This window comes from Streptomyces spinoverrucosus, assembly GCF_006539505.1.
GTDB classification, from domain to species: Bacteria; Actinomycetota; Actinomycetes; order Streptomycetales; family Streptomycetaceae; genus Streptomyces; species Streptomyces spinoverrucosus.
This window is the reverse complement of sequence record NZ_BJND01000031.1, coordinates 21,947-35,839: the sequence shown is the minus strand read 5'-3', so window position 1 is coordinate 35,839 and position 13,893 is coordinate 21,947. Positions and strand designations below refer to the sequence as shown.

Annotated in this window: 11 protein-coding genes; 7 read left to right on the top strand and 4 right to left on the bottom strand. The window is 71.1% G+C overall.

Annotated features, from left to right (window positions below; genetic code table 11):
• The first annotated feature begins 186 nt into the window (after nucleotides 1-186).
• The 3 genes from SSP24_RS21855 to SSP24_RS21845 all read left to right on the top strand — a co-directional run bounded on the left by SSP24_RS21855 (nucleotide 187) and on the right by SSP24_RS21845 (nucleotide 2,894).
• Complete coding sequence (locus tag SSP24_RS21855; protein ID WP_141311375.1) at nucleotides 187-483, top strand: hypothetical protein; 297 nt, start codon at nucleotides 187-189, stop codon at nucleotides 481-483.
• A gap of 158 nt (nucleotides 484-641) precedes the next feature.
• Complete coding sequence (locus SSP24_RS21850) at nucleotides 642-1,664, top strand: phosphotransferase family protein (RefSeq protein ID WP_141311374.1); 1,023 nt, start codon at nucleotides 642-644, stop codon at nucleotides 1,662-1,664.
• Nucleotides 1,665-1,670: 6 nt separating this feature from the next.
• Nucleotides 1,671-2,894, top strand: a complete 1,224-nt coding sequence (locus SSP24_RS21845) for an acyl-CoA dehydrogenase family protein (RefSeq protein WP_141311373.1) — start codon at nucleotides 1,671-1,673, stop codon at nucleotides 2,892-2,894.
• A gap of 6 nt (nucleotides 2,895-2,900) precedes the next feature.
• On the opposite strand, the gene SSP24_RS21840 is transcribed toward SSP24_RS21845, so the two are convergent.
• From SSP24_RS21840 to SSP24_RS21830, 3 genes are read right to left on the bottom strand one after another with little or no spacing between them, the layout of a single operon-like run.
• Nucleotides 2,901-3,494, bottom strand: coding sequence for a TetR/AcrR family transcriptional regulator (locus SSP24_RS21840; protein WP_141311372.1), 594 nt, complete (start codon nucleotides 3,492-3,494; stop codon nucleotides 2,901-2,903).
• A gap of 26 nt (nucleotides 3,495-3,520) precedes the next feature.
• Nucleotides 3,521-5,188, bottom strand: a complete 1,668-nt coding sequence (locus tag SSP24_RS21835; protein WP_141311371.1) for a class I adenylate-forming enzyme family protein — start codon at nucleotides 5,186-5,188, stop codon at nucleotides 3,521-3,523.
• Complete coding sequence (locus tag SSP24_RS21830) at nucleotides 5,185-5,949, bottom strand: SDR family oxidoreductase (RefSeq protein WP_141311370.1); 765 nt, start codon at nucleotides 5,947-5,949, stop codon at nucleotides 5,185-5,187. Before SSP24_RS21830 ends, SSP24_RS21835 begins: the two co-directional genes overlap by 4 nt.
• A 193-nt stretch (nucleotides 5,950-6,142) precedes the next feature.
• On the opposite strand from SSP24_RS21830, the gene SSP24_RS21825 reads away from it, so the two are divergent.
• Complete coding sequence (locus SSP24_RS21825; RefSeq protein ID WP_141311369.1) at nucleotides 6,143-7,384, top strand: exo-beta-N-acetylmuramidase NamZ family protein; 1,242 nt, start codon at nucleotides 6,143-6,145, stop codon at nucleotides 7,382-7,384.
• Between the two features lie 87 nt (nucleotides 7,385-7,471).
• Entirely contained in the window at nucleotides 7,472-8,791 is a 1,320-nt protein-coding gene (locus tag SSP24_RS21820; protein WP_141311368.1) for a serine-threonine protein kinase, read from the top strand.
• Between the two features lie 27 nt (nucleotides 8,792-8,818).
• On the opposite strand, the gene SSP24_RS21815 is transcribed toward SSP24_RS21820, so the two are convergent.
• Entirely contained in the window at nucleotides 8,819-11,617 is a 2,799-nt protein-coding gene (locus SSP24_RS21815) for a penicillin acylase family protein (protein WP_141311367.1), read from the bottom strand.
• A 206-nt stretch (nucleotides 11,618-11,823) separates the two neighbouring features.
• Between SSP24_RS21815 and SSP24_RS21810 the strand changes: the two genes are divergently transcribed.
• Both SSP24_RS21810 and SSP24_RS21805 read left to right on the top strand, forming a co-directional pair.
• Complete coding sequence (locus SSP24_RS21810; RefSeq protein ID WP_141311366.1) at nucleotides 11,824-12,426, top strand: hypothetical protein; 603 nt, start codon at nucleotides 11,824-11,826, stop codon at nucleotides 12,424-12,426.
• A gap of 163 nt (nucleotides 12,427-12,589) precedes the next feature.
• Nucleotides 12,590-13,657, top strand: coding sequence for an RNA ligase (ATP) (locus tag SSP24_RS21805; RefSeq protein WP_141311365.1), 1,068 nt, complete (start codon nucleotides 12,590-12,592; stop codon nucleotides 13,655-13,657).
• Nucleotides 13,658-13,893: the final 236 nt, after the last annotated feature.

Genomic DNA, 13,893 nt, shown 5'->3' with positions numbered 1-13,893 from the left:
CCCGCCATCTCCGAGGCAGTCCCCCGACCACCCCTCCAGGAAAGTCCCCCGGCCACCCCTCCGGGCAAGTCTTCCGGCCGTCCCTCCGGGGAACCCGGGACGCCACGAAGCGCCGGATGCCCGCATATGCCCGTTTCCCGTGGCAGCCTGTCGGTCGTCCACCACCCGCATCCGAAGGTGAACGCCATGACCACCCTGCACCAGGAACACGCCACCCACCCGCACGCCCACGGACCGGCCTGCGGGCACGCCGAGGTCCCGCACGGCGACCACATCGACTACGCGCACGACGGCCACCTGCACCGCGCACACGACGACCACTGGGACGAGTGCGAGCCGTCCGCGCACACCGCCCACGAAGGCCACGACCACCAGCACGGCGAGGACTGCGGCCATATGCGGGTGCAGCACGGCGACCACGTCGACTACCTCCACGACGGCCACCGGCACGCCGAGCACGAGGGCCACTGGGACGACCACTGAAGCCCGTCGCGCTGATCTCCCTCGACAGCTCCCCGCCTCCCGGGCGGGGAGCTGTCGGCATATCGTGGCGCCGATCACGTTCGGCCGACACTCTGGACGGCATACCGACCGGTCGGCATCATTAGTCGGGTCCTGTTCACACGTCCGTAGGAGCGACGATGGCATCCGACCACCCGCCAGGCCTCGATCCCGTCAGGTTGCGCGGCCTGCTCGATCGCGAGCGGCCCGGTCTGGTGCGCGGCCCGCTGACCGGCAGACTGATCGAGGGCGGACGGTCGAACCTCACCTACGCGGTCTCCGACGGCGTATCGCAGTGGGTGGTACGCCGGCCCCCGCTCGGCCACGTCCTGGCCACCGCGCACGACATGAAGCGCGAGCACCGGGTGATCAGCGCCCTCGGCCCAACGAGGGTCCCGGTGCCGCGTACGGTGCTGCTGTGCGAGGACGAGGAGGTGCTCGGGGCGCCGTTCTACGTCATGGAGTTCGCCGAGGGCACCCCGTACCGCACCGCCGACCAGCTCGCCCCGCTCGGCCCCGAGCGCACCCGCGAGGTGATCCTGTCCCTGGTGGACACCCTCGTCGACCTGCACGCGGTGGACCCGGAGGAGGTTGGTCTCGCCGACTTCGGCCGCCCCGAGGGCTTCCTGGACCGCCAGCTGCGCCGCTGGGGCAAGCAGCTCGACGCCTCCCGCAACCGCGAGCTGGCCGGCATCGACGAACTGCACGCGGCCCTCGGCCGGGCCCTGCCCACCTCCCCCGCCCCGGCCGTCGTACACGGCGACTACCGCCTCGACAACGTCCTCATCGGGGCCGACGACAAGATCACGGCGGTCCTGGACTGGGAGATGTCCACGCTGGGCGACCCGCTGACCGACCTCGGTCTGCTGGTGATGTACAGCATCCCGCTCGGCACGGCGGACTCCCCCGTCTCCACCACCGCCGAAGCCCCGGGCCACCCGGCACCGGCCGAGCTGATCGAGCGGTACGCCGCCCGCTCCGGTCGCGATGTGTCCGCGGTCTCCTGGTACACGGCGTTCGCCTGGTTCAAGCTCGCCGTGATCCTGGAGGGCATCCACTACCGCTACACCCTGGGCCAGACGGTCGGCCGCGGCTTCGACCGCATCGGCGACCTGGTCCCCGTCTTCATCGAGCACGGTCTGACCACTCTCCAGGAAGGCTGACCGACCATGGACTTCGCGTTCGACGCGCGCACCGAGGAGCTGCGCGCCAAACTGCTCGCCTTCATGGACGAGTACGTCTACCCCGCCGAGGCGGTCGCCGATGAGCAGCGGGCACGGCTCGCCTCGCCGTGGGACACCCCGCAGGTCGTCGAGGAGCTGAAGGCGGAGGCGCGCAGGCAGGGCCTGTGGAACCTCTTCCTGCCCGACGCCGAGCACGGCGCCGGCCTCACCAACCTCCAGTACGCCCCGCTCGCCGAGATCACCGGCCGCTCCCCGCAGCTGGCGCCCACCGCGACGAACTGCGCCGCGCCGGACACCGGGAACATGGAGGTGCTCGCGCAGTTCGGCGACGAGGCACAGAAGAAGCAGTGGCTGGAGCCGTTGCTCGCCGGTGAGATCCGGTCGGCGTTCGCGATGACCGAGCCGGAGGTGGCCTCCTCGGACGCCACGAACATCACCACGCACATCGAGCGAGCCTCCGATGGCACAGACGAGTACGTCATCACCGGCCGCAAGTGGTACATCTCCGGGGCGATGAACCCGGACTGCAAGATCTTCATCGTGATGGGCAAGACCGACCCGGACGGCCCGGACATCCGCCGCCAGCAGTCCATGGTCCTGGTCCCGCGCGACACCCCGGGCGTCACCGTCGAGCGGGCCATGCAGGTCTTCGGCTACGAGGACCACTACCACGGCGGCCACGCCGAGGTGATCTTCGACCACGCGCGCGTGCCGGTGTCCAACCTGATCGGCGAGGAGGGCGGCGGCTTCGCCATCGCCCAGGCCCGGCTCGGTCCCGGCCGGATCCACCACTGCATGCGGCTGATCGGTATGGCGGAGCGGGCGATCGAGCTGATGTGCAGGCGGGCGGTCTCCCGTACGGCCTTCGGCAAGGCGCTGGCCCAGCAGGGCGTAGTGCACAACTGGATCGCCGACGCGCGGGTGACGGTGGAGCAGCTGCGGCTGCTGGTGCTGAAGACGGCCTGGCTGATGGACACCGTCGGCAACAAGGGGGCCCACACGGAGATCCAGGCCATCAAGATCGCCACGCCCCGCGCGGTCGTCGGCATCCTCGACAAGGCGATCCAGCTGCACGGCGCGGGCGGCGTGAGCCAGGACTTCCCGCTGGCCGAGCTGTACGCGGGCGCGCGCACGCTGATGATCGCGGACGGCCCCGACGAGGTGCACCAGCGGTCGCTGGCCCGGCGGGAGCTGAAGAAGTACCTGTAGGAGTCCCTACGGCCGCAGGGCCCGCAGCAGCAGGTCGGCCAGGTGGTCGGCGACCTGCTGCGGGCTCAGCGGCCCGTCGGGGCGATACCAGGTCGACAGGTGGTGGACGGAGCCGAAGTGGTAGTCCACCACCAGGTCGGCCGGGGTCGCCGTGGAGAACACGCCCTCCCGCTGGCCCTCCTCGATGAGCGCGCGGAACCGCTCGTGGTAGCGGCGGCGTTCCGCGCGCACCTGCTTGTTCTTCTCCGGGCTCAGGTGGTGCATGGACCGCCAGAAGATCATCGCGTCGTCGAGGTTATCGATGGTCGTCACCACGACGTCGGCGGCGGCGTCCCGCACCCGCTTCTCGACCGGCTCGTCGGCGTCCGCGAACGCGTCGAGCCGGTCCTGCTGGAGGCGCAGCACGCGCGCGTACACCTCGTGCAGGAGGTCGTCCTTGGAGCCGAAGTAGTGATACAGGGCTCCCTTGGTGACACCGGCCGCCTCGACGATCTCCTGCACCGAGGTGCGGTCGTAGCCCTGCTCGGCGAAGAGCCGGGTGGCGGCGGCCAGCAGCCGCTGCGGCACAGGCGTCCCGTCCGTGTCCGTCGTCCTGGGCACTGCCGCCACCTGCCTTCCGTGATGTCCTACTGACTTTCGTGAGAACGGGAGCGCAACTCCCGACGGAGGATCTTCCCACTCGCCGTCTTCGGCAAGTCGGGCAGGATCTCCACCAGCCGCGGGTACTTGTAGGCGGCCAGTCTCTCCTTGCAGTACGCCGCGAGTTCGTCCGGGTCCGGCTCGGCCCCCGGACGGAGGCTGATGTAGGCCTTGACGGTCTCTCCGCGGTAGCCGTCGGGCACCCCGACGACCGCCGCCTCGCGCACCGCCGGATGGGTGTAGAGCACGTCCTCGACCTCGCGCGGCCAGACCTTGAAGCCGGACGCGTTGATCATGTCCTTCTTGCGGTCGACGACGTAGAGCCACCCTTCGGCGTCCATGAAGCCGATGTCCCCGGTGCGCAGCTCACCGCCGGGGAAGGTCTCGGCGGTGGCGTCGGGCCGGCGCCAGTAGCCGGGCACGACCTGCGGTCCGCGGACGACGATCTCGCCCTGCTCCCCGAACGGCACCTCCGCGCCCTCGTCGTCGACGATCCGCACGACGGTGTCGGGCCCGGGCACGCCGACGGCGAGGGTCCCCGAGGCCGGGTCGACGGGCGCCTCACGGCCGGGCGGCACGGAGGCGCAGGGCGCGGTGCACTCGGTGAGCCCGTAGCCGTTGCGGATGTACGGCCCGAATCCGGCCCGGAACTTCTCCACCAGCGCGGGCGGCAGCGGCGCCCCGCCGGAGGAGATGATCCGGAAGGACGAGAAGTGGTCCGGGGTGACCGACGGATGGGCGGCCAGCGCCATGAAGGCGGTCGACGGTCCGACCGTGTAGTGCGGCCGGTGCTCGGCGAACGCGTCCAGGACGACCCCCGCCTCGAAGCGGTACGCCAGCACCAGCGTGCCCGCGCTGTTCAGACACGCCCCGAACTGGCAGACCATCCCGGTGATGTGGAACAGCGGCGCCATCGCGAAGTACACCGGCGCCTCGGGCAGCCCCAGCCCGGTCCGCTGCCGCTCGGCGTTGTACATGATGTTGCCGTGGGTGTTGGTGGCGCCCTTGGGGGTGCCGCTGGTGCCGGACGTGTAGCTGATCAGCGCGATGTCGTCCGGGCCCGGCGCGCGGCCCTCCGGCGCCTTGTTGCCCGCCCGTGCGACGGCGGTCAGGTCGTCGGCGTCCTGCGCCTGCGCCGTCCGCTCGAAGGTCAGCACGCGCGCGTCGCCCCGGGTTTGGAAGTCCAACTCGCAGGCCGTGAGCACGATCCACACCGGCGAGTCGGCCGCCGTCTCGCGCAGATACGACTCCCAGGCCCGGTCGGAGCAGATCAGCGCGGCCACCTCGCCGTCCCGCAGCACATGGCGGACCTCCCCCGACTTGTACATCGGGTTGACCGGCACGACCACCGCGCCCGCCTTCCAGGCGCCCAGCACGGCGAGCACGAAGTGCGGCGAGTTCTGCAGCAGCACGGCGACCCGGTCACCTCGCCCCACGCCGCGCGCGGCCAGGTGCCCGGCGACGGAGTCGCTCAGCTCGTCGACCTCGCGATGGCTCAGCCGCCCGTCGAAGTAGGCGAGGAACGTCCGCTCCGGTACCTCGCCCGCGACCCGGCGCAGGGCGTGCACCAGCGAGGCGTCGGGGCTGATCGGGGCCCGCTGGGCCTCGTCGAGCAGTGCCAGCCAGGGCTTGGCGGCATACCGGGAGCCGGTCACTGGGCCGCCTCCCACTTCTGCTGGAGGTGGTTCATGTTCGTCAGCCAGCGGTCCGGATCGGCGGCCCTGGCCTCGTAGTACCCGGCGACCTCGGGGTGCGGCAGGATCAGGAACCGGTCCTCCTCGATCCCCTTGAACAGCGCGTCCGCCACGTCCTGCGGCTCGATCGCGGTCGGCACCAGCACAAGGTCGCCCGCGCTGCCGGTGGCGTCGAGCATGTCGGTGCGCACGCCCTGCGGGCAGATGGCGTGCACCTTCACACCCCGGTGGCGGTACGTCAGGGACAGCCACTCCGCGAAGGCGTAGGCGCCGTGCTTGGTGACGCTGTAGGGCGCGGCACCGATCATGGTGAGCAGCCCGGCGGCCGACACGGTGGACACGAACCGCCCGCTGCCCCGCTCCAGCCAGTCGGGGAGCAGCGCCTGGGCGGCCCGCACGTGCGCCATCACATTGACGTCCCAGGCCAGCGCCCAGACCTCCTCCGGGGCCGCCTCGGAACCGCCGGAACCGACCCCGGCGTTGGCGCAGTACACGTCCACGACCCCGCCGAGCGCATCCTTGGCCTCGGCAACGATCGCGGAGGCGTCGCCGGGAACGGCGATGCCGCCAATCTCGTCGGCGACGGCCTTGGCCTTGCCCGCGTCCAGGTCGTTGACCACGACCCGACCGCCCTCGGCGGCGAACCGGCGGGCCAACGCGGCCCCGATCCCGCCCCCTGCCCCGGTGACGACCACTCCGGCACCCTGCACGGCTCCCACCATCGGCCTCCTTCGACACGCCACGACTCTGCCCCCGCGGGGGCCAGACTAACCGGTCGGTATGTGTTGAGGAAGGGTACGGCGGCCGACCCAGGGGCGCGGGGCTGTATCGATATGCGGCTCCGCCGCGTGGGCGCGACAAGCCACAGACGGCCCGCACCTTCCGAACAACCTGCGGGAGCCATACCGTGCCTCCATGCGCCTTCCCAGACGAAGTCTGCTCGCAGCAACGGCCGCCCTGACGGCGGCCTCCTCCACTCCTGCAGCCGCCAAGGAAACAGGCCACAGTCACCGCCTCCGTACCGGGTTCGAGCGCCTCGCAGAGGACGGCTACGCCCTCCTCGACGGCGACCGCGTCGGCGTCGTCACCAACCCGACCGGCGTCACCAGGGACGTACGCCACATCGTCGACGTGATGCACGCCGACGACCGTGTGAACCTCACCGCCGTCTTCGGCCCGGAGCACGGCTTCCGCGGCACCGCACAGGCCGGCGGCTCCGAAGGCCGCTACGACGACCCGGCGACCGGCCTGCCCGTCTACGACACATACGGCAAGAGCGGTCAGCCGCTGGCCGACATCTTCACGGCGTCCGGCGTGGACACGATCGTCTTCGACATCCAGGACGTGGGCGCACGCTTCTACACGTACATCTGGACCCTGTACGACTGCATGGACGCGGCCCGGCTCGCGGGCAAGCGCGTCGTCGTACTCGACCGGCCGAACCCGGTGACCGGCAGATCGGCCGAAGGCCCGGTGCTGCACAAGGAGTTCGCCACGTTCGTCGGCCGGCAGCCGATCTCGCAGGCGCACGGCATGACGGTCGCGGAGCTGGCGCTGCTGTTCAACGGGGAGTTCCTGACCTCGCCGGTGCCCCTGGACACCGTCCGCATGACCGGATGGCGGCGGTCGGACTTCTACGACGCCTCCGGCCTGCCATGGGTGCCGCCGAGCCCCAACATGCCCACGCCGGACACCGCTGTGGTGTACCCGGGCACGTGTCTCTTCGAGGGCACCAACCTCTCCGAGGGCCGCGGCACCACCCGCCCCTTCGAACTGCTCGGCGCGGACGGCATCGACCGCCGGTGGGCCGAGGCGGCGAACGAACTCGACCTGCCTGGCGTGCACTTCAGGGAGGCGTACTTCGCGCCCACCTTTTCCAAGTTCCAGGGCAAGACCATCGGCGGCGTACAGCTCCATGTGCACGACAGGACGGCGTTCGACCCGGTCCGCACCGGCATCGGCCTCCTGATCACCGCCCAGCGGACCTGGAGCGGCTTCGCCTGGCGCTCGGACAACTGGATCGACAAGCTCACCGGCTCCACACTCGTCCGCACGATGATCGACTCCGGGGCGTCCACCGACGACGTGGTGGCGGGCTGGCAGCGGGAGCTTGCGGCGTTCCGGAAGACCCGGAAGCAGTACCTCCTCTATCGCTGAGCCGCACGCCATGACGTATGGCCAAGCAGGCCCGTTAGCAGGACGATGCGACCGCATCGCACCGCTTGGGGGACTTGGGGGCCTGTCATGGCGGATCCGGCAATGAGCGTGACTCCGTACTGGGAGCTGACCTTCGACGCGGACGGCGACGTGCACGGCCGGCAGCGGGACCGGCTGGTCGCCGGCGTGACGGACCGCGGCGTGCGCGATCTGATCGTGTTCGCGCACGGCTGGAACAACGACCGCCCGGGCGCCACCCGGCTGTGCAGCGCCTTCTTCGCCCCGATCCCGGGCCTCGCGCCGAAGGCCCGGATCGGGTACGTGGGGGTGCTCTGGCCGTCGATGCGGTTCGCGGACGAGCCGATCCCGAACTTCCCGCGGACCGTGGCGGCCGAGCTGCCGCGCCCGCCGGCGCTGGACAAGGACACCCGGCACGCGCTGCTGGAGACGTTTCCGGGGCGGGCGACGGTGATCGACCAGCTCGCCCGGCTGCTGGACCAGCAGCCGCGCCAGGACGCCGAATTGGAAGAGTTCGGGCGGCTGGTGCGGCTGCTGGTGGAGGTGGTGCCGCCGGGGCCGCAGGCGCTGTTCGGGGCGGACACGCTGGCGGAGGGCGTGCCGCAGGACGAGCCGGGCATGTTCTCGGCGCCGGTGGCGGCGGTGTGCGAGGAGTTCGCGGCGGCGCTGGCCCGCCAGTCACCGGCCTTCTCGTTGCCCAACCCGTGGGACGGCGCGCAGGAACTGCTGCGGCAGGCGACGTACTACGCGATGAAGCGCCGCGCCGGGACGGTGGGCGAGCGGGGGCTGGGCCGGGTGGTCGGGCAACTCGCCGCGGCGGCGCCCGGGGTGCGGGTGCATCTGGTCGGGCACAGCTTCGGGGCGCGGCTGGTGTCGTTCGCACTGCGCGGGCTGCCCGAGGGCGTGCGGACGGTCAAGTCCGTGACGCTGCTCCAGGGCGCCTTCTCGCACTACGCGTTCGCGGCCCGACTGCCGCACGACACGCGCGCGGGAGGGATGCTGCAGGGCCAGTACAACCGTGTCGACGGGCCCCTCGTGTGCTGTCACTCCCGCCATGACGCGGCCCTCGGCACGTTCTATCCGCTGGCTTCGCGGATGGCGGGCGACGATCAAGGGGTCGCCGCGGGTCTGGATCTCGGGCGGGTGCTGGGCGAGAGGTGGGGTGCGATGGGGTTCGGCGGCATCCGGGCGGTGCCGGGCACGCGCGCGTGCACCCTGGCCGACGCGCTGCGCAAGGGGCTGCCCGCCGCCGGGTGCGTCAACGTCGACGCGGCGGCGGTGGTCCGCCGGGGCGGGCCGCCGGCCGGGGCGCACAGCGACATCGTGCACCGGGAGTTGGCGCAGGTCGTGCTGGCGGCGGGCCGCATCGGCAGACCCGCCGCCGCATGAGAGATCACCTGTGCGCGGAAAACCGGCTCACCTGTGGGACGTGAACTCCACGACCTGCTGGTACGTCGGCCGGTTCTGCCAGCTGATCTTTCCGTGCCCGATCCCGCCCAGCGGACGGTGGATGACCGAGTCGGCACACCACTGATCGCCCGCCCCGCACTGGTCGTCGCCGGGGTAGACCTGGGCGGCGGTCCGGCCCGCGGCCTCCTTCAGGGTGCTGATCAGCGTGTCCCGGCAGGCGCTGAGGCTGCCGTCGCCGCAGTAGGTGCGGGCGAGCGGCCCCTGGACCTGCTCACCGAGCAGCGTACGAATGTCCTTGTCGACATAGCTCCACCACCCGTACTGGAAGGCGCTTCCGGCGTGTGAGCCGGTCGGGCCGTGGGCGGCGGACGGGGACTCGTCGACCGGCAGGTTGGCGGTGATCGCGGAGAACAGGTCGCTGCCCAGGCCGGGTTCGAACTCGGCCTTCACCAGCAGCGGCCACCAGGCGTCCAGGATGCGGATCGCGTCGGCGTGGGCGTATGTCTTCGAACCCGCCGAGGTCTCCGTACGCCGGGAGCCCGCCGACACCCATTCCGAGAGCTTGCTCACCGCCGCCGCGGCCGCCGTATCGGTCACCGGCGAGCTGTTGATCACCTTCAGCAGCTTCGGCAGGACATCCTCGGCCCGCAGATCGGCGAGTCCCGCCTCGGCCATCGCCTTGACCAGCGAGGCCCGTGTCACGCCCCCGTCCTCGACGAGCCGCTTCACCCGGTCGTCGAGCAGATTGCCGCGGTGCACCGACCCGTTGCCCCAGGGCGCGGCCGCGTAGTCCTCGGCCTGCTTGTTGTTCCAGGAGATGTAGTAGTCCTGGTCGATCGAGTTCGGATGCTGGGACGGCGGGGTGTAGGAGGCGGTGTTGGTGTCCGGGTTCCAGTTCCGCCACTCGTACGCCGGCCGCGCCCACACCGGGAACTCCGCGTCGACGCCGTTCGCGCGGACCGGGTTGTCGCCGCTGTTGTAGTACGCGGTGTGCTCGGAGTCGGCGTAGAACCAGTTGAAGGTGTAGTTGATGTTCTGCACCGCCCTCTGGAAGCTCTCGGGGCCCGTCACGTAATCCGGGTCGTTCAGCATCTGGAAGCCGATGATCGAGTCGGCCTCGTGCAGGAAGGACGAGCGCAGGGTGGTGTAGGCGACCTTCTTGCCGCCGACGGTCGCGCGATGGGTGACGGGGCCGTACTCGGTCCGCCAGACGCGCATGGTGTACGACCCCTCCGCCGTCCCGTCGGCCACGGTGGGCTTCCAGGCGTTCTTCTGCTCGACCTTCTCCATCGGCGTGCAGGTGCCGCGGTAGAGGTAGTGGTAGTCGTCCTGGCAGAGTTCGACGGCGTAGGTGTCGATGATGTCCTGGCCGGAGGTGGTCGCGCTCCAGGCGTAGTCCTGGCCCCGGCCCAGTTCGACGTAGAAGCTCAGGCCCGCGAAGGAGGCGCCGCGGGCGCTGATGCCGGGGCCCTGGATCTCCTGGAGCATCAGCAGCTGCGGGGCGAAGTAGCCGGTCTGCGGGCCGAAGACGGCGATCGGATGGCCGCTCGCGGTGTGCTCGCCGCTCACCACCAGCGCGTTGGACATTCCGCGCCGGGCGGAGGTGACGGCGTCCGCGGCGGCGTCGGCCGAGGCGTCCGTGGCGCTTGACGAAGCCGCGCTGCCCGTACGGTCGTACACCAGCTGTTCCTGGGTCACCGAACCGGCGTCGGGCAGGGCCGTGCCCTGCGGGTCGGCGGGCTTCTGGCCGTACGGATAGCTGCCGTCGTGGACGGTGAGGACGGCCTCGGGGTCGTTGCGCATCCGGAAGGACTCCCACACCCGGGTGCCCTCCGCCACGCCGTACTTGGACTGCGCGGCGAGCAGCGAGAGCGCGTTGTTGACCTCGCCTCCGCCGCCCGCGCCGAACAGCGCGCCGATCACGGAGGCCAGGGCGACCAGGTCGGTGGGCTTGAACTTCTCGATGGTGCCGGCGTTGGTGATGGAGTCCTTGTGGCCGGTCAGGACGTACTCGCCAGGGAAGTAGCGGCCGCTGTCGGAGGCGTCGATATAGGCGTTGATGCCGTCGACGTAGGCGTTGACGTCGGCCAGTGCCTGCCGGCCGCGCTCGCCGTGCGCGGCGACGGCGTTGTCTATCTGCGCCTGGAGGTCGGCCTCGGTGTAGGGCGCGCTGCGCCAGAACTGCTGCTCCAGGCCCTGGTTGGAGGCGGCGCCGCCCGCGAAGGAGGTCAGCTGTCCGCGTCCGACGTGGCGGAAGACGTCCATCAGCCACAGCCGGTCCTCGGCGGCCGCATAGCCGGCGCCGAACTCCGTGCCGTATCGAGTGGTACCGGTGATGTGCGGCACGCCCGCCTTCTTGTCGCGGACGATCGTCACATCGCTGCGCCCGGCCGGACGGACGGTGGAGGCCACCTGGTCGGCGGGGACCCCGAAGGACGCGTCGTTGAAGAAGGTGCTGATGGTGGAGTCGGTGAGGCCGGAGTATCCGGTGGCCAAGTTCGCGTACGGGCCGAGCTGGTCGTCGGCGTGCGCGGGCTGGGTGCCGAAGGCCTGGTGGAGCAGGATCTGGGCGAGGGTGGCGTTGCCGTTCTGGCCGGGCGGCAGGATGTCCGCGCACTGGCCGCCGCAGTGGTCGTCGACCACCGCCGCTTCGGCGGCCGGGGCGGCCGTGGCGGCCGCCGCTGGGGAAAGCGGGGACAAAAGACCGGCAATCAGGACGCATACGGAAGCGGTCTTCAGGAACCCGAGGGATCTGTGGGGAGTTCTCAGTCTGTCTAGCGCGTTACGTGGGGTGCGCCGTGGCATGGCAGCTCCTCCCGACATGGGGTGGGCCGGACGTTACCGCCGGTTATCCCCGGCTTTGAAGATGAACATGCGTCACTTTCAACGGAGGACAACGGAGGACATCGGATGGAGCCGAATCGCTGGTCGATACGTCTATTCGGCGACGTCCGTACGACGACGCCGAAGTGACCGAAGTACAGGTGCAGGTGTGACGGAGGTGCAGGGCGATGGCCGGTTTCCGGAGTCTGGCGAGACAGGTACGCGACCCCCGGTGCGATCTGGCGCTACGGCGCTATTCGCTGCGCAAGTGCCTTGAGCGGTTCGCCCCCTACGGGCACCGGGCGACGTGGGACCACTTGTGCACCCGGGCCGGGTTCGGCCCGGAGGACCGTTCTCCCGATCCGGCGCGGCTCGTGGCCGCGTTGGAGGAGCTGGAGGAGGCGCGGGCGGTGTGGCTGGCCTATGAGGTCGAGTTCGCCGAGCGCCGCAAGAAGGAGAAGCACGACGGGCTGCGCCGGCCGGGCACGGTGGACGACTGGCACCGGCTGACCTGGGGCGGGTTCGGGGTCGCCTGGTGCGACGACCCCGAGGTGCACCCGGACGAGCCACTGGCGGAGGTGCTGCGGCGACTGATCGCCGCGCTGGAGCGCGAGCCCGGATCGGCGTGCCCCGTGTGTGACGGGGAGCGCCTGCTGTGGAAGTACGACCTGGACCACGAGCCGTCATCGGGCCCGGTCTGCACGGACTGCGGAATCCTCGTCCCGCGCCCCGTGCTCACCCCCGAGGCCCTGGCGTACGCCAGGCGCGAACGGCTGCTGATGTCCGCCTAGTTCATGAGGGAGCGGTGCGAAGGGGATGCCGCACCGTTCCCGATCCCGACGGCGCGGGCCGGGCGCCGAGCGACGGTAGCAGCCGGTAAACGGGTCGCACCACCCTTTTCGGTTACGGACAGTTGGAGGCGATGAAACCCAGCTGAGCAACCGAGGGGACCCCATGTCGACGCTGCGCGTCACCGCCGAAGTGCTGACCGTCCACGAGCATCCCAACGCCGATGCGCTCGACCTGGCCCAGGTGGGCCTGTACCGAGCCGTCGTCGCCAAGGGTGCGTACCGCACCGGCGATGCCGCGGTCTACATCCCCGAGCAGGCCGTGCTCCCGGCCGAGCTGATCGAGGAGCTGGGGCTGACCGGGCGACTGGCGGGCAGCAGGGCGGACCGGGTCAAAGCGGTACGGCTGCGTGGTGAGCTGTCGCAGGGCATCGTGTGCCGCCCGAAGGCGCTGGCGGACGTCGACCTGGCGGCTGCCGCGGCGGACGGGACCGACTTCGCGGAGCTGCTGGGCATCACCAAGTGGGTGCCGCCGGTACCGCCCACGATGAACGGCGACATCGAGTCCGCGCCCGACCTGCTGCCCTGGGTCGACATCGAGAACGTCCAGCGCTATCCGGACATCTTCACGCCCGGTGAGCCGGTGGTACTGACCGAGAAGCTGCACGGTTCGGCGTGCCTGGTGACGTATTTCGCGGACGAGGACCGGGTGTTCGTCTCCTCCAAGGGCTTCGGGGCGAAGTCGCTGGCGCTGCAGGAGGACCCGCGCAATCTGTACTGGCGCGCGGTGCGCGGGCACGGCGTCGCCGAGGTCGCGGCGCGGCTCGCCGAGCGGCTGGGGGCGCGGCGGGTCGGCATCTTCGGTGAGGTATTCGGCGCGGGGGTGCAGGACCTGACGTACGGCGCGGACGGGCGACGCGACACCCTCGGGTACGCCGTGTTCGACGTGTCCGCGGAGATCGACGGGCAGGTGCGGTGGCTGGACGCGGCGGAACTGGTCGGCGGGGAGCTGCCGTTGGTGCCGCGGCTGTTCGCCGGGGCGTACGACATCGAACGGGTGCTGGAGTTCGCCTCCGGCCGCGAGACGGTGTCCGGGCGGGAGCTGCATCTGCGGGAGGGCGTGGTGATACGTCCGGCCGTGGAGCGGTACAGCCCGGTGACCGGAGGGCGGGCGATCGCGAAGGCGGTGAGCCCGGCGTATCTGACGCGGAAGGGCGGGACCGAGTACGAGTGACCGCCGGGGAGGGCGGTGCCGGTGAGGCGCTGATGGGCAACCCCCGCGCTACGGGTTACCGCCCGCGCCCGCCCGTACCGCCCCACCGGCGCACTGCCGGCGGAGGGACGCAGTGGCCAGGCGCCGCGGCAGTTTGCGGCGGCGCCGGGTGGGTGCGGCGGAGCCGGGTGGGTGCGGCAGCGGGCGCCGCTGAGCGACCACCCCTAGGGCCTGTTGCGAAAGTCCCGCCTGCCCCG

Bases quoted from the DNA above. Each gene is read 5' to 3' on its own strand.
- SSP24_RS21815 (WP_141311367.1), bottom strand. From the start codon at position 11,617: ATGCCACGGCGCACCCCACGTAACGCGCTAGACAGACTGAGAACTCCC.
- SSP24_RS21855 (WP_141311375.1), top strand. From the start codon at position 187: ATGACCACCCTGCACCAGGAACACGCCACCCACCCGCACGCCCACGGA.
- SSP24_RS21845 (WP_141311373.1), top strand. From the start codon at position 1,671: ATGGACTTCGCGTTCGACGCGCGCACCGAGGAGCTGCGCGCCAAACTG.
- SSP24_RS21820 (WP_141311368.1), top strand. From the start codon at position 7,472: ATGGCGGATCCGGCAATGAGCGTGACTCCGTACTGGGAGCTGACCTTC.
- SSP24_RS21810 (WP_141311366.1), top strand. From the start codon at position 11,824: ATGGCCGGTTTCCGGAGTCTGGCGAGACAGGTACGCGACCCCCGGTGC.
- SSP24_RS21825 (WP_141311369.1), top strand. From the start codon at position 6,143: ATGCGCCTTCCCAGACGAAGTCTGCTCGCAGCAACGGCCGCCCTGACG.
- SSP24_RS21805 (WP_141311365.1), top strand. From the start codon at position 12,590: ATGTCGACGCTGCGCGTCACCGCCGAAGTGCTGACCGTCCACGAGCAT.
- SSP24_RS21850 (WP_141311374.1), top strand. From the start codon at position 642: ATGGCATCCGACCACCCGCCAGGCCTCGATCCCGTCAGGTTGCGCGGC.
- SSP24_RS21830 (WP_141311370.1), bottom strand. From the start codon at position 5,949: ATGGTGGGAGCCGTGCAGGGTGCCGGAGTGGTCGTCACCGGGGCAGGG.